18 protein-coding genes are annotated in these 24,293 nt (G+C 71.1%); 15 read left to right on the top strand and 3 right to left on the bottom strand.

Going from position 1 to position 24,293, the window contains the following annotated elements:
- Positions 1-193: 193 nt before the first annotated feature.
- Positions 194-1,354: a porin gene (locus C3Y15_RS12015; RefSeq protein ID WP_059462903.1), complete on the bottom strand. Its 1,161-nt coding sequence runs from the start codon at positions 1,352-1,354 to the stop codon at positions 194-196.
- Positions 1,355-1,756: 402 nt separating this feature from the next.
- On the opposite strand from C3Y15_RS12015, the gene C3Y15_RS12020 reads away from it, so the two are divergent.
- Positions 1,757-2,467, top strand: coding sequence for a topoisomerase IV (locus tag C3Y15_RS12020; protein ID WP_069246373.1), 711 nt, complete (start codon positions 1,757-1,759; stop codon positions 2,465-2,467).
- Between the two features lie 54 nt (positions 2,468-2,521).
- Here C3Y15_RS12020 and C3Y15_RS12025 read toward each other — a convergent pair whose 3' ends face one another.
- Together C3Y15_RS12025 and C3Y15_RS12030 are read right to left on the bottom strand one after the other, a co-directional pair.
- Entirely contained in the window at positions 2,522-3,451 is a 930-nt protein-coding gene (locus C3Y15_RS12025; protein ID WP_011884369.1) for a phosphatidate cytidylyltransferase, read from the bottom strand.
- Between the two features lie 36 nt (positions 3,452-3,487).
- A complete protein-coding gene (locus tag C3Y15_RS12030; protein ID WP_011884370.1) occupies positions 3,488-4,120 on the bottom strand; it encodes a lysophospholipid acyltransferase family protein in 633 nt (210 codons plus the stop codon).
- On the opposite strand from C3Y15_RS12030, the gene C3Y15_RS31725 reads away from it, so the two are divergent.
- From C3Y15_RS31725 to C3Y15_RS12100, 14 genes are all read left to right on the top strand, one after another.
- Entirely contained in the window at positions 4,113-4,493 is a 381-nt protein-coding gene (locus tag C3Y15_RS31725) for a hypothetical protein (protein ID WP_155625344.1), read from the top strand. The two genes, C3Y15_RS12030 and C3Y15_RS31725, sit on opposite strands and share 8 nt — an antisense overlap.
- Before the next feature lie 79 nt (positions 4,494-4,572).
- The gene (locus C3Y15_RS12040; RefSeq protein WP_011884371.1) at positions 4,573-5,178 is read left to right on the top strand and encodes a CDP-alcohol phosphatidyltransferase family protein; all 606 of its coding nucleotides are present in this window, start codon (positions 4,573-4,575) and stop codon (positions 5,176-5,178) included.
- 90 nt (positions 5,179-5,268) lie between these two features.
- On the top strand, positions 5,269-7,038 hold the full coding sequence (locus tag C3Y15_RS12045; protein ID WP_069246206.1) for a bifunctional alpha/beta hydrolase/class I SAM-dependent methyltransferase: 1,770 nt from the start codon (positions 5,269-5,271) through the stop codon (positions 7,036-7,038).
- The gene (locus C3Y15_RS12050) at positions 7,035-8,432 is read left to right on the top strand and encodes a phosphatase PAP2 family protein (RefSeq protein ID WP_069246207.1); all 1,398 of its coding nucleotides are present in this window, start codon (positions 7,035-7,037) and stop codon (positions 8,430-8,432) included. Before C3Y15_RS12045 ends, C3Y15_RS12050 begins: the two co-directional genes overlap by 4 nt.
- The gene (locus C3Y15_RS12055; protein WP_011884377.1) at positions 8,429-8,890 is read left to right on the top strand and encodes a hypothetical protein; all 462 of its coding nucleotides are present in this window, start codon (positions 8,429-8,431) and stop codon (positions 8,888-8,890) included. Before C3Y15_RS12050 ends, C3Y15_RS12055 begins: the two co-directional genes overlap by 4 nt.
- Before the next feature lie 620 nt (positions 8,891-9,510).
- A complete protein-coding gene (gene bcsB / locus C3Y15_RS12060) occupies positions 9,511-11,859 on the top strand; it encodes a cellulose biosynthesis cyclic di-GMP-binding regulatory protein BcsB (protein ID WP_045579245.1) in 2,349 nt (782 codons plus the stop codon).
- Between the two features lie 3 nt (positions 11,860-11,862).
- A complete protein-coding gene (bcsZ, locus tag C3Y15_RS12065) occupies positions 11,863-13,086 on the top strand; it encodes a cellulose synthase complex periplasmic endoglucanase BcsZ (protein ID WP_011884383.1) in 1,224 nt (407 codons plus the stop codon).
- Positions 13,071-17,003, top strand: coding sequence for a cellulose synthase subunit BcsC-related outer membrane protein (locus C3Y15_RS12070; RefSeq protein WP_069246208.1), 3,933 nt, complete (start codon positions 13,071-13,073; stop codon positions 17,001-17,003). Before bcsZ ends, C3Y15_RS12070 begins: the two co-directional genes overlap by 16 nt.
- Before the next feature lie 10 nt (positions 17,004-17,013).
- Positions 17,014-18,969, top strand: coding sequence for a cellulose biosynthesis protein BcsE (bcsE, locus tag C3Y15_RS12075; RefSeq protein ID WP_069246209.1), 1,956 nt, complete (start codon positions 17,014-17,016; stop codon positions 18,967-18,969).
- Positions 18,966-19,175, top strand: coding sequence for a hypothetical protein (locus C3Y15_RS12080; protein ID WP_046429078.1), 210 nt, complete (start codon positions 18,966-18,968; stop codon positions 19,173-19,175). Before bcsE ends, C3Y15_RS12080 begins: the two co-directional genes overlap by 4 nt.
- Positions 19,172-19,978 (top strand): cellulose biosynthesis protein BcsQ, encoded by an 807-nt coding sequence (gene bcsQ, locus C3Y15_RS12085; protein WP_014722844.1) that lies wholly within the window; start codon positions 19,172-19,174, stop codon positions 19,976-19,978. Before C3Y15_RS12080 ends, bcsQ begins: the two co-directional genes overlap by 4 nt.
- On the top strand, positions 19,975-22,512 hold the full coding sequence (gene bcsA, locus C3Y15_RS12090; RefSeq protein ID WP_059462952.1) for a UDP-forming cellulose synthase catalytic subunit: 2,538 nt from the start codon (positions 19,975-19,977) through the stop codon (positions 22,510-22,512). The genes bcsQ and bcsA overlap by 4 nt, the downstream gene beginning before the upstream one ends.
- 26 nt (positions 22,513-22,538) lie before the next feature.
- Positions 22,539-24,092: a cellulose biosynthesis protein BcsG gene (gene bcsG / locus C3Y15_RS12095; protein ID WP_059551318.1), complete on the top strand. Its 1,554-nt coding sequence runs from the start codon at positions 22,539-22,541 to the stop codon at positions 24,090-24,092.
- On the top strand, positions 24,074-24,271 hold the full coding sequence (locus C3Y15_RS12100) for a hypothetical protein (protein ID WP_069224083.1): 198 nt from the start codon (positions 24,074-24,076) through the stop codon (positions 24,269-24,271). The genes bcsG and C3Y15_RS12100 overlap by 19 nt, the downstream gene beginning before the upstream one ends.
- The last annotated feature ends 22 nt before the right edge of the window (positions 24,272-24,293 follow it).

A 24,293-nucleotide genomic window follows, 5' to 3' on the forward strand; every position in this document is an offset into this window, starting at 1 on the left:
TCGTGAATTCCGCCCCGCTGAAATCGGTAAAAAAGACGATCTGGCGCATCTATGCCGACGAGCCGTTGCTGCCGCGCACGGAGATGACGCGGCGCGTCAATTCACCACAAAATGCGGCCATGAAAGACGGCAGCCCAAGGCTGCGGCCAATGGGCCTTGGTAAATGGCGGCGGCGCGCGGCCCGTCGTGCCCCTCAGAAGCGATGGCGCAGCCCGAGATTGACGATCGTCTGCGAACTGGTGCCTGCGTAGCCGTACGAACCGATCGATGCCTGCGCGGCCATCGATTCGCCGTTGCCGTCGCCGGTCTGGCCGCTCGCGTGCTGGTAGGCGGCGGTCAGGTAGACGTCGGTGCGTTTCGACAGGTTGTAATCCGCGCCGACCGACACCTGGTGATAGGTGGCCGACGTATCGCCGCCCGAACGCGTATAGCTGTAGCCGAGGCCGACGAGCAGCGCATTGGTCGCCTGATAGTTCACGAAGCCCTGACCGGTGTTGTAGTGCTCGTTCGAGCCGAACACCGAGCTCGCATCGCGGCGGTATTGCGCGTTGCTGTAGCCGACGCCGAAGGTGAACGGGCCCGCGACGTACTGGCCCGCGATGCGTGCGATGCCGATCGAATGCGCGCTCGCGTAGCCGCTGTTGACCGGGCCGTCGAAGGTGCCGTCGGACGAGCTGGTCCAGCCGTTGCGCAGCCCGTTCGACGCCGCGCTGTTGGTCGCATGGAAGTAGCCGCCCGCGACGCTGAACGGTCCGTTGCCGTAGGTGACCGCCGCCGAGTACGACTGTTGCGCGCCGGTGCTGCCGGCGATCCCGCCGAACGAGTACATCGCCGCGAACTGCAGGCCCGAATAGACGGCCGACGTGTATTTCACCGCGTTGTCGACGCGGAAGCTGTTGTCGTAGTTGTCCACGTCGCCCGGCGTCGCGAACACGCTGCCGAAATAGTTGTCGGCGGTGATGCCCTGCACGAGATCGATGAGCGGATCGTACTGGCGGCCGAACGTGAGCGTGCCGTATTGGTCGCTGGTCAGCCCGACGAACGCCTGGCGGCCGAACAGCCGGTTGCCCTGGCCGAGCCGGCCGTTGCTCGGATCGAAGCCGTTCTCGAGCTGGAACAACGCCTTGAGGCCGCCGCCGAGATCCTCGATGCCCTTCACGCCCCAGCGGCTGCCGGCGAGATTGCCCGCGCTGCTGTTGCCGAGCATCCACGCGTTGTCCTTGCCCTGCGCGTGATTCACGTAGGTGACCGACGTATCGATCACACCGTACAGCGTCACGCTCGATTGCGCGTGCGCGGCGGGAATCGCCGCGAACGACGCGAGCGACATCAGCGAAAGGGCCGTGCGTTTCATCTCATCTCCTTGCGTATTGGTTTTTTCACGAAAAGCGGAATGGCAGGAGACTACCGAGCGCATCGCGCATCGGCAAAAACGAAATACTCCGATGTGACCTAAAGCCGACATGTGCATTCTGCGGCAAGGTGCATTGAGAGATTCAGATTATTGATAAACGTGAGTCAATCTCGGTGAAATAGGCGCGCATATAAGGTTTGCGTTGCCGGATTTGCGATAATTCCACGCGAATTTCACACCGAAACGCGTTTGTCGCCGATTCGTCAATTAATTATTTAATGAATCGAATGCCGGAAAGCGTACGGGATGTGTTATTTGCACGCCGCATTCGCGCCGGCCGGTGCGCGCCGCATCGGCACCGATCGCCCGCAACAGCTCGCAACCCGCTCCGAGAACACCATCATGACCGTCCCGTCTCCAAAGTCGCGCCTGCAGCTGTTCGCAGCAGCCTTGGCACTCCTGTCTGCCCTCTGCGCGGTTGCACCCGCATACGCATACGCGGACGCGCCGGCTGCGCTCGAGCGCGGGCTGCACGCGTTCATCCGCGACACCTACGGCGCGTGGCGCGCCGACCGCAAAGGCTGGCAGCCGGCTGCCGGCGACTCGATCTATTCGGCACGCGGAACGTTGCGGGTCGCGACGGCCGACGGTCCACGCATGCTGCTCGCGATGTGCGGCGAGACCGACGCGGCCGTCGCCAACGGGATGCCGGGCATGGGCTCGGACGGCACGCCGGGCACGGTGCGCATCGAGCGGCTCGGCCCGCATCTGTTCGGTTTCGTGATCGGCGACGGCACCACGTTGCAGGGCTATACGCAGACGAGCCAGTCGATCCGGCTGCCGTACCGCAACGCGCTCGTCGAAGCCGCGCCGCGCATCGACGAAGCGCTCGACAACGGTGGCTCGCTCGATTGCGCCAACGCGAAGTCGCACTGCGAGCGCCGCACGTTCGCGATCGCGCCCGACACGACGGCCACGGACGACGTCTATCCGTTGACGGTCATCGAGACGGGCCGGCGCGGCAGCCGCGAGATCCACGCGCGCTACACGGTGAAGTTCGACGCGGCACGCGGCCGCTACGTCGTGCCGAAGCCGCTGCGCGAAGGCTATTGAGCGGCGCTGTACGGCGCCCGGCAAGCACCCCTCGGCACGCCGCGCGCCCGCGCGTCAGACGTACAGATACCGCACGAGATGGAAGAACACCGGCGCGGCGAAGCAGATCGAATCGACGCGATCGAGCATCCCGCCGTGACCGGCGATCATCGAGCCCCAGTCCTTCGTGCCGAGCGAGCGCTTCACGGCCGACAGCACGAGCCCGCCGACGAAGCCCGCGATCACGACCGCGAGCGAAATGCCGAACGCCGCGCCGAAGCTGAACGGCGTCACGCGATACAGCGACGCGCCGCACAGCGTCGCGAGCAAGCCGCCGCCGACGAAGCCCTCGACCGTCTTCGACGGCGACAGCTGCGGTGCGATCTTGCGGCGGCCGAACAGCTTGCCGACCACGTACTGCAGCACGTCGCTGATCTGCACGACGAACAGGAAGAAGAACAGCAGCAGCGCGTTCTGCCCCGCGTAGTGCGGAATGTCGAGGATCAGCACGGCGGGCGCATGGCTGAGCCCGTACACGCACACCATCAGCGCCCAGTTGATCTTCGCGTTGCGGCTCAGGAATTCGCGCGTGTCCTGCGTGAGCGCCGACACCAGCGACATCGCGAAGAACAGGTGCACCGGCACGAAGATCGAATACATCCCGTACCAGTTGATCGCGAGCAGCAGGTACTGCACCGGAATCGCGACGAAGAACGCGATGAACAGCGTGGTGTGGTCGCTCGGCGTCGTCGGCGTGAGCGTGATGAATTCGCGCAGCGTCAGGTACGACAGCAGCGCGAACACGAAATACGTGACGTTGTTGCCGAGGCTGATCGCGACCACCATGATCGCGATCATCGCCCACCACGCGCGGATGCGCTGGTTCAGGTTGACGATGGTCGCGTTCGCGCCGCCGCTGCGCGCGCCGAGGATCGCGCCGATCACGGTCGCGATCACCAGCACGCCGGTGACGCCCGCGACCAGTTCCCAGAAGAGAGTTCGCATGAAGAAGTCCGGAATAGGAAGAGTAGGGCGCCGCGTTCAGCCGGCCGGCCGCTGCGGCGGCGCGAGCGCGACGAGCGCGTCGCGCATGCGCGCGAGGAAGGTCGGTTTGTCCTCGCCGGCGCGAAGCGCATCGTTCGCGCCGAAATGCACCTTGCAGATCAGCGGCACGGGCCAGATCGTGCCCTTCGGCATGATCCGCTGCAGGTTCTCGAGGTAGACGGGCGCGAGCGCGACGTCCGGGAATTCGGTCGCGAGGTGGTACAGCCCGCTCTTGAACGGCTGCGGCAGCACGTCCGCACCGCGCGTGCCTTCCGGAAAGATGATGATCGAGTGGCCTTGCCGCAGCGCGTCGCGCACGGGGTCGAGCGGGTCGCCGCCCGACTCGCGGTGGCGATCGATCAGCACGACGTTCAACAGCTTCTGCGCGACGTGCCGCTTCAGATTGCCGCTGTCCCAGTAGTCGCGCGCGGCGACGGGCCGGACGACCGCGCGCACGTCGCGCGGCAGCGCCGCGAGAATCGCGAGCGTGTCGATATGGCTCGTGTGGTTGGAGAAGTAGATCTTCTGCGTCGGCGCGGGGCGGCCCTGATGCCATACCGGATACGCGCCGGCCACGAGCCGCACGATCGACAGCAGGAAATCGCGTTGCCAGACATTGACGATGTTCATCGGCGCCGCGCCTCCCGCATGCGTGAGCGTGCCGCCACCGAAGCGCGGCGACCGCGTGGATCCCGAAATGCCGGCGCGGCAGGATGCGCACCGGACGGCCATGGTTCAATTTTTGTCAAATTCGTGGCTGCCTGTCGCAGGGCCGCGACGGCCGGACGCGTTGCCGCTTGTATCGGAGTGCGGCGAATGCGCCGATCGGCGGCGTAATAATCGGCTATTGCACGAGCGCCCGCTGCAATTCGAATGGATTGGTGTGCTGACGGGCTTGCGGATTATCGCGAGTTTCGGTCGAAAATGCCAGATTGCGCGCGCAACGAACGCGGCGCACGGCTTGACGCGTCGCAGCCGCTCGGCGACGATTACGCCCACCTGACGACCGCCGATCGCGGCGGTCGAGCCGCCGGGGGTAGGGCGGCGGCGAACGTGTCCGAGCGTGCCGAACCAGAAAAATCATGAGCCTCTACGCACTCAAACCAAAATTCCAGAACTGCCTGCGTCCGTTCGCGGATTCGCTCGCCGAGCGCGGTGTCACCGCCAACCAGGTCACGTTGTTCGCGGCGGGCGGCTCGATCGTCGTCGGTGCGCTCGCGGGGCTCGGCGGGTTCGCCCGCGCGCTGTTCCTGCTGATTCCGGTCTGGCTGTTCGCGCGGATGGCGCTCAACGCGATCGACGGCATGCTCGCGCGCGAACACGGGCAGAAAAGCACGCTCGGCGCGTACCTCAACGAGCTCGGCGACGTCGTGTCCGATCTCGCGCTCGTATTGCCGTTTCTCGCGATTCCCGCGTTCGCTCCGGCCGACGTCTGGTTGTTCGCGCTCGCCGCCGTCATCGTCGAATGCGCGGGGCTGATCGGCCCGCTCGCGGGCGCGACGCGCCGCTACGACGGCCCGTTCGGCAAGAGCGACCGTGCGCTCGCGCTCGGTGCGTTCGCGCTGTGGTTCGGCGTCGGCCTGCCGATCGGCGGCGTCGGCGCGTGGCTGTGGCGCGTGCTGATCGTGCTGTCGATCGTGACGGCCGTGCGGCGCGTGCGGGCCGGCGTCGCGGAAGCCGGCGGCTGATGGCTGATGGCTGACGATTGACGGCACGCGCGTGAGACCGGCGCCGGGGGCGGCGCCGCATGATTCGAATAACGAAACGAGAGAGATCGCATGAGCGCACGCACGGCCCGCGAGGCCGACTTCATCACGCACGACGGCACCGCGCTGTTCTATCGTCACTGGCCCGCCACCGCGCCGCGCTGCCGCGGCGCGATCGTGCTGCTGCATCGCGGTCACGAGCATTCGGCGCGTGTCGCGCACCTCGTCGACGAGCTCGACCTGCCCGACTTCGCGTTCTTCGCATGGGATGCGCGCGGCCACGGCCGCTCGCCCGGCGCGCGCGGCTACAGCCCGAGCGCGGCCGCGTCGGTGCGCGATCTGCAGAGCTTCGTCGAGCACATTCGCGACACGCACGGCGTCGCGATCGAGGACATCGCCGTCGTCGGACAGAGCGTCGGCGCGGTGCTCGCAGCCGCGTGGGCGCACGACTATGCGCCGCCGATCCGCTGCCTTGTGCTCGCGTCGCCCGCGTTCCACATCAAGCTGTACGTACCGTTCGCGCGGCCGGGCCTGCGGCTGATGCACAAGCTGCGCGGCCTGTTCTACGTGAACAGCTACGTGAAGCCGAAATTCCTCACGCACGACCCGCAGCGGATCGCGAGCTATGCGGCCGATCCGCTGATCACGCGGCCGATCGCGGTCAACATGCTGCTCGATCTGCACGACACCGCGCAGCGGATCGTCGCCGATGCGGCCGCGATCACGGTGCCGACCCAGCTGCTGATCTCGGGCGCCGACTGGGTCGTGCATCGCGATCCGCAGGACCGCTTCTTCGAGCGGCTCGGCGCCGCGCGCAAGGAGCGCATCGTGCTGCCGGGCTTCTATCACGACACGCTCGGCGAGCGCGACCGCGCGCAGGCGCTCGCGCCGCTGCGCGCGTTCGTGCTGCGCGAATTCGACACGCCGAGCCCGCGCGTGTCGCTCGCCGACGCCGACCGGCGCGGCGCATTCCATGACGAATACGTGGCGCTCCGCGCTGCGCCGGCGAGCCCGTTCGCGCGCGCGTACTGGGCGTTGGTGCGGGCCGGCCTGAAGGCGGGCGGTGCACTGTCGGACGGCATCGCGCTCGGGCTGCGGCTCGGCTTCGATTCGGGCTCGACGCTCGACTACGTGTACCGCAATCGCGCGCAGGGGCGCTTCGGCATCGGCGCGCGGATCGATCGCACCTATCTCGACTCGCCGGGCTGGGCCGGCATTCGCCAGCGCAAGCTGCACCTGCAGGAGCTGATCGGTGCGGCGATCGGCCGGCTGCGCAGCCGCGGCGAACCGGTGCGCATCGTCGACATCGCGGCCGGCCACGGGCGCTACGTGCTCGACGCGATCGCGACGGCCGCCGAGCGCGACGGCGCGGCGCCCGACGACATCCTGCTGCGCGACTACAGCGCGCCGAACGTCGATGCCGGGCGCGTGCTGATCGCGCAGCGCGGCCTCGAGCCGATTGCGCGCTTCGAGCGCGGCGATGCGTTCGACGACGCGTCGCTCGCGACGCTCGAACCGCGTCCGACGCTCGCGATCGTGTCGGGACTGTACGAGCTGTTCGGCGACAATGCGCTCGTCGAGCGCTCGCTGCGCGGGCTCGCGCGGGCCGTGCCGCCCGGCGGGTATCTGGTCTATACGGGGCAGCCGTGGCATCCGCAGCTCGAATTCATCGCGCGCGTGTTGAACAATCACCGCGGCGAGGCGACGTGGGTGATGCGCCGCCGCTCGCAGGCCGAGATGGACGAGCTCGTCGCGCGCGCGGGCTTTCGCAAGCTCGACCAGCGCATCGACGCGATGGGCATCTTCACGGTCAGCCTGGCCCAGCGGGTCGACGCGCAATGAGCGCGTCCGGCGTTCGCGCGGGCCGTCCCGCGCAGGCGGCGGCCGGCGCAAGCGACGCGTCCTGGGCGTTGCGCATCGGCGCGCTCGCGGCGATGGGCGCGCTGTTCTTCTCCACCTACGGTCTCGCGAACTGGCTCGCCGCGCGCCGCGCCGCGGTGCCGACCTTCGCGTTCGGCTGGGAGCACGCGATCCCGTTCGTGCCGTGGACGATCGTGCCGTATTGGTCGATCGATCTGCTGTACGCGCTGTCATTCCTGTTCTGGACCCGTCGCGACGATCTGCTCGACCACGTGAAGCGGCTGCTGACCGTGCAGCTCGTGTCGGTCGCGTGCTTCATCGCATGGCCACTGCGCTTCGGCTTCGCGCGTCCCGACGCGAGCGGCGTGGCCGGCGCGTTGTTCACGCTGCTGATGGGGTTCGACAAGCCGTACAACCAGGCGCCGTCGCTGCACATCGGGCTGCTCGTGGTGCTGTGGGCCGTCTACGCGCAGCAGCTGCGCGGCACGCTCGCGCGGGCGCTGCTGCATCTGTGGTTCGCGGCGATCGGCGTATCGGTGCTGACGACCTACCAGCACCACGTGATCGACGTGCCGACCGGCGCGGCCGTCGGCTGCATCGCGCTGTTCCTGTTTCCGTTGCGCGATGCGGCGGGCCACTCGCGCAGCGGCGACGCTGCGCCGTGCGCGGCGAGCCGCGCGCTCGCGCGCCGCTATGCGCTCGGCGCGGCGACGTTCGTGCTGGTCGTACTCGGCTGTGTGCCGCGCGCGCCGGCCGCGGCGTTGCTCGCCGGGTGGGTCGCGCTGGCGCTCGCGTGCGTCGCGTGGGCTTACTGGCGCGGCGCGCCCGCCGCGTTCCAGAAGGACGACGCCGGCCGCATGCCGGTGTTCGCGCGCTGGCTGCTCGCGCCGACGATCGTCGGCGCGTTCGTCAATTCGCGGCTGTGGACGTTGCGGCACGCGGCGCCGGTGCGCGTCGCCGAGCGCGTGTGGATCGGCCGCATGCCGACGACGCGCGACGTGCGACGCCACGGCTTCACCGCGCTCGTCGACCTGACGGCCGAGATGCCGCGCTGGGCCGCGGCCGACGCGTCGCTCGCGTATGCGGCGGTGCCGCAGCTCGATCTGGTGGTGCCGAGCTGCGCGCAACTCGCGGCGGCGGTCGAGGCCATCGAGCGCCTGCATGCGCAAGGCCGCGACGTGCTGGTTCATTGCGCGCTCGGCTACGGGCGCAGCGTGCTGTGCGCGGCTGCATGGCTCGCGGCACGGCGCGGGCTGAGCGACGCGCGCGACGCACTCGCCGCGGTGCGCGAGGTGCGAGCGCGGGCGGTCTGGTCCGACGACGCGGTCGCCGTGCTGCAGGACTGGCTCGACCGCCGCGCGGCGGGGCGCGCATGAGCGGCGCTTCGTCGGCGCCGTTCCGGATCGCCGCCGCACGCGGCGTGCTCGACGCGGGCGCGTGGGCGATCGCGGCCGCGCTGGCGGCGGCCGGCGCGGGCGGATGGATCGCATCGGGCTGGCCGCCGGCGAGCATCGCGCGCGCGGTGCTGGCCGTCGTCAGCGCCGGCTCGGCGATCGCCGCGCTGTGGTACGCGGTGCGCATCGAGATCGATCGCCGCTTGTTCGCCGCGCTCGCGCACGCGACGTCGGACGACGGCGACGACGAGCTCGGCCACGCGCTCACCGCGCTCGATCGCGCACTGGCCGACCTCGGCTGGATCGATCCACGCAGCGCCGCGCGCGGGCTCGACGCGCGCGTGCGCGGCGCGGTCCGGTTATGCCGGGCCGGCATGCTCGTCGCGATCGTGCAATGGGTCGTGGTGGCGGTCGCGATCGCGGTGCCGGTGGGCCATTGACGGCCATCTCGGCGCATTAGCGGCCCGTTAGCGACCCATTAGCGCCCGGCCGCGCCACACGATCGCGGCGCCGCCCGCGACGCAGCGCAGCAATGGCCCGAACCGCGTGACCGAACCGCGGAATCGATTTGATATAAATCAGCTTTGCGCGAAGAAATCCCGACGTGCGGCGCACGCTTGCGGTAGCATACGCGCCGCCCACGCGGCAGCGCACATTTCGGGCGGCCCGCAAGGAGCCGCAATCCGTCTCCACGCACACCTGCCGCACCGACTCGATGCTGGCAGGCCGATCGCCAGCCCTCGTGCAAGTTTTGCCATTCAATCGCTGCACGCAGCATTTCCGACCGAATTGAGTTTTTTTCGCTTCGGCATTGCTGAATCGTGCGGCTTTCGTCCTATTTTTAAGATAGTGTGACGAATGGGGTAGCGCCGGTGCCAGGCGCTCGCGTAGACGTGCGACCGGACAAAGAAGCCGCGTCGCCGTTCAGATAAATGAATTCAGGCCAGATAGATTATTGAGGGGAAGCAGTGGGGATGTGCACTTACGGGCATAGCTGCTTTGCGCGCGCCGGTCGCGGCGCGCTGGATCACCGGACGTTCGAAACGATGCGGGGCCGAGCATGAGGCCGGCCGCGTCGTTGTTCATGCTGTCCGCTGCGCTGTTCGGCGCATTGCATACCGCCGCGCTGTCCGCCGCGCCGATGCCGGTCGCGTCGGTGGCGTCGGCCGGGGCGGCCGTGCCTGCGGTTGCCGGCGCCGCGTCCGCGCCCGCCGATGTTGCGCGCGCGCTACAGGTTGCCGCCGCATCGGGCGCGGCCAGCGCGGCCGCCGCCGCGGCCGGCGGGCCGGCCATCACCGTGCGTCTGCCGTTCGCGTCGCTCGGCGCGTTCGATCCGCTGCATCTGCGCGGCGCCGACGATGCGCGCACGATCAACGCGGGCGTGCGGCTCGATCGCGTGGTGACCGGCGCGCGGCTGCGCCTGACCTACGCGTATTCGCCGTCGCTGGTGTTTCCGATGTCGCATCTGAAGGTGCTGGTGAACGGCGAGGTCGTCTCGACCGTGCCGTTCGACGCGCCGCGCGCGGGCCGCATGGTCACGCAGGACATCCCGATCGATCCGCGCTACTTCTCCGATTTCAACCAGATCGGCCTGCGCCTGATCGCGCATTACACGCTCGATCATTGCGAAGACCCGTCGAACTCGGCGCTGTGGGCCGACGTGAGCCCGACCAGCGAGCTGATCCTCGACGAAGCGCCGGTGCGCTTGCCGAACGATCTGGCGTTGCTGCCCGCGCCGTTCTTCGACCGGCGTGACAACGGCCGCCTGCGGCTGCCGTTCGTGCTGCCGGCGTCGCCCGACTCGGCGACGCTGCGCAGTGCCGGCGTGCTCGCGTCGTGGTTCGGCGCGCTGGCCGATTACCGGCAGGCGCGCTTCCCGGTCGCGACGACGCTGCCGGCCGACGACCAGGCCGTCGTGATCGGCACCGTCGCGACGCTGCCGGCCGGCCTCGCGCTGCCGGCGGTCAACGGCCCGCTGCTCGCGGTCGCCGACAACCCGGCCGCTCCCGGGCGCAAGCTGCTGATCGTGACCGGCCGCACGGCGGCCGAGGTCGACGACGCGGTCGGGACGCTCGTGCTCGGCCGCGCGGCGCTGTCGGGCCCGGCCGCGACCGTCGCGCACGTCGATCTCGGCGCGCCGCGCAAGCCGTACGACGCGCCGCGCTGGTTGCCGGTCGACCGGCCGATCGCGTTCCGCGAACTCGTGTCGGACCCGCGCCAGCTGGAAGTGCGCGGCACGTCGCCGGACGCGATCCGCCTGAACCTGCACGTGCCGGCCGATCTGCATTCGTGGAACGGCTCCGGCGTGCCGATCACGCTGCGCTATCGCTACACGGCGCCGAGCGTGCAGGACGACTCGACGCTGTCCGTCGAGATCAACGACCAGCTCGTGAAGTCGTACCGGCTCGCGCCGGCCCATTCGGAAGACGCGCGCGGCCGCATGCAGCTGCCGCTGCTGTCGGTGCCGGAAGGGCGCGTGACGAGCGACGTCGACATTCCGGCGTTCCGGGTCGGCAGCGGCAACCAGCTGCAGCTGCGCTTCACGCTGGATTCGCAGAAGACGGCGCTGTGCTCGAGCACGGCGCTCGAGCCGCAGCGCGCGGCGGTCGACCCCGATTCGACGATCGACTTCTCGCACTTCGTCCACTACGCGCAACTGCCGAATCTGGCGTACTTCGCGAACAGCGGGTTCCCGTTCACGCGCTTCGCCGATCTGTCGCAGACCGCCGTCGTGGTGCCCGACCGGCCGTCGCCGCAGGAGCTCGAAGCGTATCTGACGATGCTCGGCCACATGGGGCAGTGGACCGGCTTCCCGGCGCTGCGCGTGCAGCTCGCGCGGCCGGGCGAAGTCGCCGCGCTCGCGGGCCGCAAGGATCTGCTGGTGATCGACGGCTCGCCTGCGTCGCCGCTGCTGTCGCAGTGGCGCGCGGCCGCGCCGCTGTCGATCGACCCGCAGGCGGGCGCCGGCGCGACGCGCGTCGCGTTCGCGGTGAAGGAGCGCTGGCGCAACGGCGTCGGCCAGCCCGACGGCGGCGCGCACATCGAACAGACGGGCCCGCTGGCCGCGCTCGCAGGTTTCGAGTTGCCGGGCAGTCACGGCCGCAGCGTCGTCGCACTGACCGCGACCGACCAGCCGCGCCTGGGCGACCTGCTCGACGTGTTCGAGAAACCGGGCCTCGTGTCGCAGCTGCAGGGCGACCTCGCGCTGGTGCGGCCGGGGCAGGTCGACAGCCTGCGCGTCGGCGATCGCTACGTGGTGGGCTTCGTGCCCTGGTATGCGCGCGTCTGGACGCACGCGGCGCGTCATCCGGTCGTGCTGGGCGTGGTCGGCGTCGTTGCCGGGCTGCTGCTCGCGCTCGGCGTGTTCAGCGTGCTGCAGAGAATCGCCGCGCGCCGACGGGGGATGTAACGGATGGTGTGGGCATACGCAACACGGCGGGCGGCGCGGCGCGCCGGCGCGGCGCTCGCGCTGGCCGCTGCCGCGGCAGCCGGCCCGCTGCACGCGGCGCAGGACGGCGCGGGCGCAGCGGCGGGGTCGGCCGGGGCGGCCGGCGCGCAATGCGGCGGCGCGGCGTGGCCGCGCTGGGACGCGTTCAAGCGCGATTTCGTGTCGGCCGACGGCCGGGTGATCGACGTCGGCTCCGACGATTCGCGCACGGTATCGGAGGGGCAGGCGTATGGACTGTTCTTCGCGCTCGTCGCGAACGACCGGCGCACGTTCGACACGATCCTCGCATGGACCGAGAACAATCTCGCGCAGGGCGACCTGAGCGCGCATCTGCCCGCGTGGCTGTGGGGCCGCGCGCCGGACGGCGCGTGGCGCGTGCTGGACGCGAACGCGGCGTCGGACGCCGACCTGTGGATCGCGTACACGCTCGTCGAAGCCGGCAGGCTGTGGCACGAGCGCAGCTACACCGCGCGCGGTGCGCTGCTCGCGAAGCGCGTGCTCGACACCGAGACGGCCAGCGTGCCGGGCCTCGGCCTCACGCTGCTGCCCGGCCCGACCGGCTTCAAGCTGGCGAACGGGCAATGGCGCGTGAACCCGAGCTATTCGCCGCCGCAGGTGATCCGCGGGCTTGCCGCCCGCTTGCCCGACGAGCGCCGCTGGGCCGCGCTGATGACGAGCACAGGCCGCGTGCTGCTCGACACCGCACCGAAGGGCTTCGCGCCGGACTGGGCGCTGTATCGCGCGGGCGCCGGCTTCGGCCCCGATCCGCAGACCCACGCGGAAAGCGCGTACAACGCGATTCGCGTGTACCTGTGGGCCGGCATGCTGGATCGCAGCGATCCGCTCGCCGCGCCGCTGCTCGCGCGTTTCGCGCCGTTCGCCGACCACATCGCCGCGCATGGCGCGCCGCCGGAGCGGGTCGACACGACCACCGGCGTCGCCGCGCCGAACGACGGCAACGGCGGCTTCTCCGCGGCGGCCGTGCCGTTCCTCGCCGCGCGCGGCCAGCAGGCGCTCGCCGATGCGCAGGCCGCGCGGGTCGATGCGCTCGCGCGCCAGTCGCCGCCCGGCTACTACACGAGCGTGCTGACGCTGTTCGGCCTCGGCTGGCGCGACGGTCGCTACCGGTTCGGCGCCGACGGGACGCTCGACGCGCGCTGGGAGGGCCGTCCATGCGCGGCACGATGAAACGCGCGGCGCCGCGCGTCGCCCGGTTCGCGTGGCTCGCGTCGTCGATCGGTGCGGCCGTGCCGGCCGCCGCCGCTGTCACCGTGGCTCCGGCGCAGGATGTCGTGACGTCCCAGCCGGCCGCGACGCTGAGCGCGGCCGATCGCTCGGACGCGCAGCGCCTGCTGTCGACCGCGCGCATGTGGGGCGACAAACATCGCGACGATCTTGCGCGCGATGCGCTGCGCAAGGGGCTGCTGATCGCACCGGACGATCCGGGCCTGCTCGCCGAGCAGATGCGCGTGCTGCTGCGGCTCGGCGATTCGAAAGGCGCCCAGGCCGCGCTCGCGCGCCTGCAGGCGCGCGCACCGGCGGCGCCGGACACGCGCCGCGCGGCCGACGAATACCGCGTCGCGACGAGCGGCCGCGGCGAGATGGCGCAGATTCGCCTGCTCGCCCGCAGCGGCCGCACGGACGAAGCCGCGCGCCGCATCGTCGCGCTGTTTCCGAACGGCGCGCCGTCGGGCGCGCTCGGCGCCGAGTATTACGAGATCCTCGCGAATGCGCCGGGCGGCCGCGAAGCGGCGCTCGCCGCGTTGCGTCGGCGGATCGCGGCCGATCCGCAGGACGTCAACGCGTCGATGGCGCTCGCGCGGCTGCTGAACCAGCGCGCCGAGACGCGCGCGGAGGCGAACCGAATCGCATGGGCGCTCGCGAAGCGCCCGGACGCCGACCATACGGAAGCGATGAACATCTGGCGGCACGTACTGCAGTCCGCGGGCGCCGATCTCGCGTATCTGGACGCGCTGCACGCTTATCTCGAACTGGTGCCGGACGACACGGAATTCCACGACCGCGCGGCCCAGCTCGACCAGCAGCGCGACGCGCAGCGCAAGCTCGAACGCGATCCCGACTACATCGCGCAGCAGCGCGGCCTGCAGGCGCTCGCCCGCGGCGATCTGGCCGGCGCCGATCCGCTGCTCGCGCGCGCCGCGCGCGCCCGGCCCGACGACGCCGATGCGCTCGGCGGCCTCGGGCTGCTGCGGCTGCGCGAAGGCCGGCATGACGAAGCGCGTGCGCTGTTCGCGCGTGCCGCGGCGCTGGCCACAACCGATCAGCGCGGCAAGTGGCAGGGCCTCGCGCGTACCGCGCAGTTCTGGGGCCTGCTCGCCCAGGGCCGCGCGGCGGCCTCGGCCGGCCGGCCGCAGGACGCGGAGCGCTCGGCGCGCGCCGCGCTCGCGATGCAGCCCGACAGCCCCGACGCGAAGCTGCAGCTGGCCGATGCGCTGCTCGCGCAGCGCGACTGGACGCGTGCGGAGCCGCTGTTGCGCGAGTTGCTCGCCGTGCGTTCGCCGAGCGTGTCGGTCGTGCGCGACACCGCGCTGCTTTATCAGAACACCGGGCGCGCCGAGCGCATCGGGCCGTTGCTCGACGCGCTGCAAAGCCGCGTGACCGGCAGCGACGACCGTCGCGCGCTCGACGGGCTGCGTGCCGACCTGCTCGCGACCGAGGCGCGCGCGCTCGCCGACAAGGGCGAGCGCGGCCCGGCCGCGCAGCGCTACGAGGCCGCGGTGCGCGCGGCGCCCGATGAGCCGTGGACGCGTTTCGCGCTGGCGCGGCTGTATCGCGACATGGGCTTGCCGCAGCTCGGCCGCACGGTGATGGACGACGGCCTCGCGCAGGCCGATACGCCCGAAATGCGCTATGCGTGCGCGCTGTACCGCAACTCGATCGACGACGTCGCGGGCGCCCGGACGGCGCTCGCCGGCATCGCCGACGCGCAGCGCTCGGACGGCATGCGCGCGCTCGCACGCAAGCTCGACGCCGAAGCGGCGCTGGCCGACGCGCGCGTCGCGCTGGGCGGCGGCGACCGGACGGCCTTCGCCGCGTCGCTCGCGCACGCGCAGGCGAGCGCGCCTGACGATCCCGACATGCTGGCCGCGATCGGCGCGCAATGGATCGACGCGGGCGAGCCCGAGCGCGGGCTCGCGCCGCTGCGCGACTGGATCGCCGCGCATCCGAACGAAGCCGATCCCGACGTGCGGCTGCGCTACGGCGATCTGCTCGGCAGCGCGGCGCGCGACGACGCGCTCGCCGCATGGCTCGCCGCGCTGCGCGGCGAACGCGGGCTGACGCCGGCGCAGACGGCGCGTCTCGAAGACCAATCGTTGCGGCTCGTGCTGCGCCAGACCGACGACGCGATCGCGCAGCAGGACTATGCGCGCGCGCGCCGGCTGCTCGAGCGCGCGAGCCCGGCCGGCCGCGCCGACCCGCGCTACGCGCTCGAGCTCGCCGATCTCGAACGCGCGCAGGGCCATTACGATGCGGCGCGCGCCGCGCTCGCGGCGGTCGTCGCACGGACGCCGGACGATGCCGACGTGCAACTCGCACTCGCGCGCATCGACGAGGACAGCGGCCAGCGCAAGGCTGCGCTCGCACGCGTGCAGGCAGTGCTCGCGCGCACGCCGGACGACGACGTCGACACGCGGCTGTCGGTGGTGCGGCGCCTGAACGCGCTGCGCCGCGCCGACGAAGCCGCGCAGGTGGTCGAGCCGTTGCAGGCCGCCTATCCGGCGCGCGCCGACGTGACGGTCGCGGCCGGCCGCGTGGCCGAGGCGCAGGGGCGCTACGACGATGCCGCGTCGCTGTACCGGCTGTCGCAGTCGCAGGAGCGTGCGACCGGCGTGAGCCCCGGCCGCGACGGCCGCACGCCGGCGCAAGCCGCGTTCGCGGAGCTCGAGCAGCGGCGCGATCCCGAGATCGAGGCCGGCTGGCTGCCCGCGTACAAGTCCGGGGACGAAGGCGTGTCCGCGTACCGTGCGCAGCAGGTGCCGATCTACATGCAGCTGCCGATCCGCTACGACGGTCATGCGTTCCTGCAGCTCGACACCGTGCATCTGGACGCCGGCACGCTCGACACGAGCGTGCCGGACACGTACACGCTGAAGACCTTCGGCACCTACGCGGCGCTCAGGTCGCCGATCGGGCTGCCGGCGCCGTTCGCGCAGAATCCGGCGGCGGCCGCGCTGCTCGCGCAGCCGGGCGACCTGCATCAGTCGATGACGGGCGTCGCGCTCGGCGCCGGCTACCGCACCGACGCGTTGCGCGTCGACCTCGGCACGTCGCCGCTCGGCTTTCCGGTGCACTACGTCGTCGGCGGCGTGCGCTATCGGTTCGACGCGGGCCCGGCGAGCTTCAGCGTGAACGCGTCGCGCCGGCCCGAAACCAGCAGCGTGCTGTCCTATGCGGGGATGCGCGACCCGTGGACCGGCGCGGTCTGGGGCGGCGTGCGCCGCGACGGCGTGAACCTGCGCGGCTCGGTCGACGTCGGCCGCGTGAATCTGTTCGCGGAATTCGGCGCGGGCGTGCTGTCCGGCCGCAACGTCGAGCGCAACGCCGAAGCGACGCTGCGCACCGGCTTCACGGTGCCCGTCTACGAGCGCGCGACGATGCGCATCAGCACCGGCCTCGTCGGCAACGCCTGGCACTACGCGCAGAACCTGCGTTACTACACGTACGGGCAGGGCGGTTACTACAGCCCGCAGCGCTACCTGTCGCTCGGCGTGCCGATCGAATGGGCGGGGCGGCGCGACGCGCTGTCGTGGGACCTGACCGTCACGGCCGGGATCTCGAACAGCTACGAGAAGGATTCGCTGTTCTACCCGACGCTGACCGACCAGCGCGCCGCGCAGCAGCGGGCCGGCTTCGTCTATACCGGCAGTTCGACGCAAGGCGTGGCGTTCTCGTACGGCGTGAACGGCATCGTCGAATATCGCGTGAACCCGCACCTGAGCGCCGGCGCACAACTGCATATCGACCGCTCGCACGCGTATGCGCCGAGCTCGGCGCTGGTCTACGTGCGCTATGCGTTCGATGCGCGCGCGCCGCGCAGCTGGCTCGTCACGCCGACGCCGGTGCGGCTTTATTCGGATTACTAGGGGAAGCGCGTTGAATACCGAAACCGAAGCCACTCGTCCCGCGCGCGGCGCGGCCGGTCTGCTCGGCCCGCTGCGCGCGCTGTTGCGCACGGGGCCGGCCGGCGGTCGCGCCGGCCCGTTGGGCGGGCTCGCGATCGACGGGCTGCCCGACACCTGGACGCAACTCGAAGCGGGCGGCCTGTACGCCGTGTACGCGGCCGCCGACACGCCGGCGTGCGACGCGCTCGTATGGGAAAGCGCGCGGCAGTCGCGTACGCGCAACGTGACCGTCGTGCTGTCGCGCGACGCGGCGCGCGTCGCCGCGCAGATGCAGGCGCGCGGCTTCGCGGGCGGCGCCTTGCCGGCCGGCTGGCCGCGCAATCTGAACGTGCTCGCGATGCCGCCCGAAGCGCAGGCGGCCACCGACGGCGGACCCGCGGCCAGTGCGGCGCCCGGCCCGTTCGCGCGCCTCACCGGCGGCCTCGATGCGTTGAAGCGCTACGGCTTTCGTGCGCGTTCGGTGTACTTCATCGAAGGCGCGCAGCGCTGGCTCAGCTGGGACGCGCCGGACGCGCTCGCCGAGGAGGCCTACGCGCTCGCCGACTGGTGCCGCATCCACCGCATCGCGCTGGTGCTGCTGCTCGATCCCGAGCTGGCGCGCGCGGGCAGCGCGCCGCGCACCGACGATCCGCCGCTCGTGCGCGACGCGAATCGCGCGACGCGCAGCGGCTTCCACGGCATCTGCTCGGGCGTCGCGCAGTTGCAGCGCACCCACGGCGAGCTGCTGTGGGTGGTCGACTTCTGGCGCGCGGGCGACACGCTCGCGGCCGGTGAGGTGCGGCCGTTGCGCTTCGCGCCCGACGGCCGTCTCGCGGCCATCGCGGATGGCGTGCCGACCGAAACCGCGCGCGCGATGAAGCTCGCGAGCGACGAGGATCGCGTCGTCGTCAGCCGCGCGGTGCTCGATGCAGGCGGGCGCGTGCCCGCGGGCTGGGAAGTCGTCGACGACAACGCGGCGGTGGTCGCCGCCTGTGCGCACGCGCAGGCCGCCACCGCGGTGCTGGCGTTCCGCGCACACGCGCAGCTCGAAGGCGTGTGCGCAGCGGTGCATGCGTTGCGGCGGCAGTGCGGCGGCGCGCTGAAGATCGCCGTCGTCGAGCGCGACGTGGTGCTGCGCCAGCAGTTCGAGATGCTGGTGCTGAGCGTCGGCGCGAACTGTGTCGTCGCGCGCGATTTGCCGGTGTCGCGGATGCAGGCCGCCGTGCATGCGCTGCGCGGCCAGCTCTACGCGCGCCCGGTCGCGTCCGACTATCGGGCGGCGCTCGCCGCCGCGCTCGGCGATTCGGTGCTCGGCTACCTGCCGGTCGGCGCGTTCTGCGAGCGCATCCGCGCGGTGCTCGAGCGCGGCGCCGTGCTGGCGCTGCCGCATACGCTCGCGAAGCTCGCGCTGCTGCCCGGCGTGTCGCATGTCGATGCGCTGCGGCATTGCCGGCCGCGCCGCGCGGGCGACGTCGTGACCGCCGATGCCGCGCACCTGTACGTGTTCCTGTTCGCCTGCGAGCCGGCCGATGCGGAGGATGCGCTCGCACGCATCGTCGACGTGCCGCTCGATACGGTGTCCGACCGCGTCGTGTGTCTCGGGCAGGGCAGCATCGATGCCGAGCTCGATGCGCTGAAGGCCGAGAACCGCCGCGCGCCGATCGCCGACTACAGCGACCTGTTCGCCGCCGAGCAGCCGGCCGGCGCCGCGCAGCCGGCGGCCGAGCGCACCGCAGCATCGGCAGCGTCGGCCGCAGCGGCCGACACCGCCGAAGCCGGTGAAATCAGTCGCTCGATCGACGCGATCGATACGATCGTCGCGCTCGAAGCGCTGGCCGCCACGCCCGCGCCCGACGATGCAGCGGCGCGGCCCCCCGTCATTTCCGCCGCGCCCCGGCGCGGCGCCATCCGCAGCGCGATGCCGCTGCGCCAGCAGGAGGGCGCATGATCGCCGAACTCGTCATCGGATTCGTCGTCGGCATCGCGATCGCGATACCGGTGTGGATCGTCGCGCAGCACCTGGGCGTCGGTCGCCGCTTCCAGGCGCCGCGCGGGCTGTCGCGACGCGACGCGGTCGCGTGCGAACTCGTGCCGGTCGCGTTGCGCGGGCGCCTGCTGCCCGAATTCGAGCGTGCGGCCGGGGCAGAGCAATGAAGACGATCGCCATTACCTCGACCACCGGCGGCGCGGGCCGCACGACGCTCACCGGCGCGCTGGCCGTGCTGCTCGCGCGGCGCGGCCGGCCGGTCGTCGCGGTCGAGTTCGACGTGCAGAACCTGATGGGCGCGACGCTCGGTCTCGACACGCCTGCCGCGCGCGGCCTTGCGCACGGGCTGCTGGCGCGCGCCGACGCTGCCGCGCCGTGGCACGCGCAGACCTACCGCAATGCCGACGGCGTGCTGTTCGTGCCGTACGGGCAGATCGACGCCGCCGACGCGGCCGCGTGCGATGCGCGGCTCGCCGCCGATCCCGCGTGGCTGTCGCGCGCGCTCGACGAGATCGCGCTGCCCGCGCATGGCGTCGTGCTGGTCGACACCGCGCGCTATCCGTCGCCGCAGGCCGAGCAGGCGATCCGCCGCGCCGATCTCACGCTCGTCGTCGTGCCGCCCGAACCGGCCGCCTGCGCGAGCGTCGCCGCACGCATCGACGCGTTGCGCGCGGGCGGCGGCGAGCTGCACATCGTCGTGAACCGGCTGAACCCGGCGCGCGACATGCAGCGCGATGCGATCGCGATGCTGCGCGCCGTGGTCGGGCAGTCAGCGGTGCTCGAACAACGCATCCACATCGATGCGGCCGTGCCCGAAGCGTTCGCGCGCGGCAGCTGGATCTTCGACGACGCGCCGCATTCGCAGGCGTCGCACGACCTGAACGGCGTCGCGAACTGGGTCGACGCGTGGCTCGCGACCGCCGCGACCGCCACGACCTCGGCGGCCGGCCGCGCCGGAGCGTCGCGATGAAGGCCGCGCTCGCCTCGCGCTGGCGCGCCGCGACGCGGCGCGCGGCCGACTGGTGCGCGCATGGCCTCGGCCTGCCGGCCCAGCGCACGCTGCTCGACTGGCTCGTGCGGCTGTTCTTCCATGCGCCGCCGCCCGGCCGGCCCGACCCGGTGCGCCGCTGGGCGCGCGCCGCGTTCCTGCGGCTCGCGCGCGACTGGGGCGTGCTGCAGCCGCTGAGCCTGCGCGAATGGCTGTGGCGCGCCGTCGTGCGCGCGCCGCGCGCAGCCGACGAGGGGCCCGCGCGCGATCCGCTCGCATGGTTCGATGCGACCGTCGTGCCGGTCTACGTCGCGCTGCGTGCGGTCGCCGCGCGCATCGACGCGTTGTTCGAACGGCTCCCGTGGACGCGCTGGGGCGGCTGGCTCGACGCGCGCGCCAACGGCGTCGGCCGGCATCGCTGGATGGCGCCGCTGCTGTTGATCGCGGGCGCGCTGATGTGGGCGGCGGCCGGGATGTCGCCACTGATGCCCGGCGCGCAGTTCGCCTTCTTCGCGATCGTCGCGGTGCTCGCGCTCGCGCTGCGCCGTCTGCCGGGACACCTGCCGACGCTCGCGCTGGCGTCGCTCGCGCTGCTCGCCACGCTGCGCTACGTGTGGTGGCGCACGACGCAGACACTCGATTTCCGCAGCCCCGTCGAGGCCGTCGCCGGCTACCTGCTGTACGGCGCCGAAGCCTATACGTGGATGATCCTGCTGCTCGGCTTCATCCAGACCGCGTGGCCGCTCGACCGGCCGATCGTGCCGCTGCCGGCCGATCCCGACACCTGGCCGAGCGTCGACATCTACATCCCGACCTACAACGAGCCGCTGTCGGTCGTGAAGCCGACCGTGTTCGCGGCGCAGAGCATCGACTGGCCGACGGCGAAGTTGCGCGTGTACCTGCTCGACGACGGCCGGCGCCCGGAGTTCGCGGCGTTCGCGCGCGAGGCCGGCATCGGCTACCTCACGCGCGACGACAACCTGCATGCAAAGGCGGGCAACATCAACCGCGCGCTGCCGAGAACGCACGGCGAATACATCGCGATCTTCGATTGCGATCACGTGCCGACGCGCTCGTTCCTGCAGACCACGATGGGCGTGTTCCTGCGCGACCCGAAATGCGCGCTGGTGCAGACGCCGCATCACTTCTTCTCGCCCGATCCGTTCGAGCGCAACCTCGGCACGTTCCGCGAGGTGCCGAACGAAGGCAATCTGTTCTACGGGCTCGTGCAGTCGGGCAACGACCTGTGGAACGCGACGTTCTTCTGCGGCTCGTGCGCGGTGCTCAAGCGCAGCGCGCTGGAGGAGGTCGGCGGCGTCGCGGTCGAGACCGTCACCGAGGACGCGCACACCGCGCTCAAGCTGCATCGGCGCGGCTACACGTCCGCGTACCTGCCGACCGTGCAGGCCGCGGGCCTCGCGACCGAGAGCCTGGCGGGCCACGTGAAGCAGCGCACGCGCTGGGCGCGCGGGATGGCGCAGATCTTCCGCATCGACAACCCGTTCGTCGGGCGCGGGCTCGGCCTGATCCAGCGCATCTGCTACGGCAACGCGATGCTGCACTTCTTCTACGGGATTCCGCGGCTGGTGTTCCTGACGATCCCGCTCGCGTACCTGTTCTTCCATCTGTACTTCATCAACGCGTCGTCGGTCGCGCTCGCGAGCTACGTGGTCCCGTACCTCGTGCTGGCGAACGTCGCGAACTCGCGGATGCAGGGGCGCTTCCGCCATTCGTTCTGGGCCGAAGTCTACGAGTCGGTGCTCGCGTGGTACATCGCGCTGCCGACCACCGTCGCGTTCTTCAGCCCGAAGCACGGCAAGTTCAACGTGACCGACAAGGGCGGCAAGATCGACGAAGGCTACGTCGACTGGTCGACCTCGAAGCCGTATCTCGTGCTGTTCGCGCTCAACGTGCTGGCGATCGCGGCCGGGCTGTGGCGGCTCGTGGCCGACCAGGGCGACGAGGCCACGACGATCCTCATCACCCTCGGCTGGACCGTATACAACCTCGCGATGCTCGGCGCCGCGCTGGCCGTCGCGCGCGAGACGAAGCAGGTGCGCGTCACGCACCGCATCGCGATGCGCGTGCCGGCCACGCTGCTGCTCGCCGACGGCACGACCGCCGCCTGCTTCACGAGCGACTACTCGACCGGCGGTCTCGGCCTCGAGGCGGTGCCCGGGCTGTCGCTCGCGGTGGGCGACATGCTGACCGTCTGCGTGACGCGCGGCGATCGCCCGTTCCCGTTCCCGGTGCGCGTGAGCCGCGTGACGCCGACGCACGTCGGCGTGAGCTTCGACGCGCTGACGCTCGAGCAGGAGCGTCAGCTCGTGCAGTGCACGTTCGGCCGCGCCGACGCGTGGCTCGACTGGCATACGTCGACGCAGGCCGACACGCCGCTGCGCGGCCTGAAAGCCGTGCTGCGCATCGGCCTCGACGGCTATGTGCGGATGTACAAGGGTGCGGTGCGCAGCTTGCAGGCGCTGCTCGCGCCGAAACTCGACCGGGCGCGCGACTGACGCGGCGCTCACACGGAGTGGTTTAGATGACGTTCTGGAATCTGTATTTCATCCTGAAGTTCGTGCTGTTCGCGACCGGCCATCTGCAGCCGCTGTGGCTGGCCAACCTCGCGTTCGCGCTGGCGCTCGCCGCGAGCGCGCGGGTTCGGCGGCGCGTGTCGCGCATCGTCCGGCAACTCGTCGCGATCGCGATCGCGGTGCCGCTGCTCGCGCACGAGATGCATGCGCCGCCGCTCGCGCGGCTCGCCGAAGCCGCGCGCGAAATGAGCACGTTCCGCGCCGATTACTGGATGGAGCTGCTGCCGCGCCTGCTGCCGCCGTTGCTGGCGTTGACCGTGGCCGGCGTGCTGATCGTCTATTTCATCGTGAACCGCTGGGTGCGCGTCGCCACCTTCGTGCTCGCGGCGCTGATCGTGCTGCCGCTGTGGGAGGCCGGCAGCGGGCTCGTCGCGCGCGGCATCGCGCCGCTGCCGCAGCAGGCGAATGCGGCCGTCGCGCGCGCCGACCAGCCGGAGGATTACAACGCGGCGCTCGCGGCGTTCCGCGCGCAGGAGTCGCAGCGCCAGGTCGCGTTCGGCCATCCCGCCAACGATCCGGCCACGCAGTTCGACGTGATCGTGCTGCACGTGTGCTCGCTGTCGTGGGACGATCTCGACGCCGCGAAGGTGCGCAATCATCCGATGCTGAGCCACTTCGACTACCTGTTCTCGAACTTCAGCACGGCGGCGAGCTACAGCGGGCCGGCGGCGATCCGCGTGCTGCGCGCGAGCTGCGGCCAGGAAGCGCATGCGGACCTGTACAAGAGCGCGCCGCAGCAGTGCCATCTGTTCTCGCAGCTCGCGTCGGCCGGCTACACGGTGCAGACGCTGCTCAACCACGACGGCCATTTCGACAACTTCCTGCAGATCGTCCACGACAACATCGGCGTGCCCGATGCGCCGATGGTGTCGAACGCGGCCGCGCCGGTCGCGATGCACGCGTTCGACGGCTCGGCGATCAAGGACGACTACAGCACGCTCGCGAACTGGTACGCGCAGCGCGCGTCGGTGCCGGGGCCGGTCGCGCTGTACTACAACACGATCAGCCTGCACGACGGCAACCGCGTGGTCGGCAGCGCGCTGACCAGCATCGATTCGTACCCGCAGCGCGCGACCAAGCTGATGAACGACTTCGACCACTTGGCCGACCTGATCGCGCAGTCCGGGCGGCGCGCGGTGATCGTGTTCGTGCCCGAGCATGGCGCCGCGCTGCGCGGCGACCACAACCAGGTCGCCGGCCTGCGCGAGATTCCGACGCCGCGCATCATTCACGGGCCGGTCGGCGTGCGGCTCGTCGGCTTCGCGGGCAATCACGGCACCACGACCGTGATCGATCAGCCCACCAGCTTCCTCGCGCTCGCGCAGCTGTTGTCGAACCTCGTGTCGAACAGCCCGTTCAAGCCGGGCGTGACGCTCGCGCAATATGCGGCCGACCTGCCGCGCACGCGGATGGTGGGCGAGAACGAAGGGACGGTGACGCTGCAGACGACCGGCGGCTACGCGGTCAAGACTCCGGATGGCGTATGGATCGACGAACAGTGATCAACATCGGCGAAGGCGACGACGACCGCCTGTCGCAACCGAACGACGTGCTGGGGCTCGCGCGGCATCTGCCCGCGCTCGACCCCGCGCGCTACGTGGACGAGCAGGCGCGACGCGCGTTCATCGACTCGCTCGAACGCTGGCCGACGCTCGCGAAGCTGATGGGATTGACGTGCTGAGTGCGATGAGTGCACCGAGGCC

The organism is Burkholderia sp. B10 (assembly GCF_004368385.1).
In the GTDB taxonomy this organism is placed as follows: Bacteria; Pseudomonadota; Gammaproteobacteria; order Burkholderiales; family Burkholderiaceae; genus Burkholderia; species Burkholderia vietnamiensis.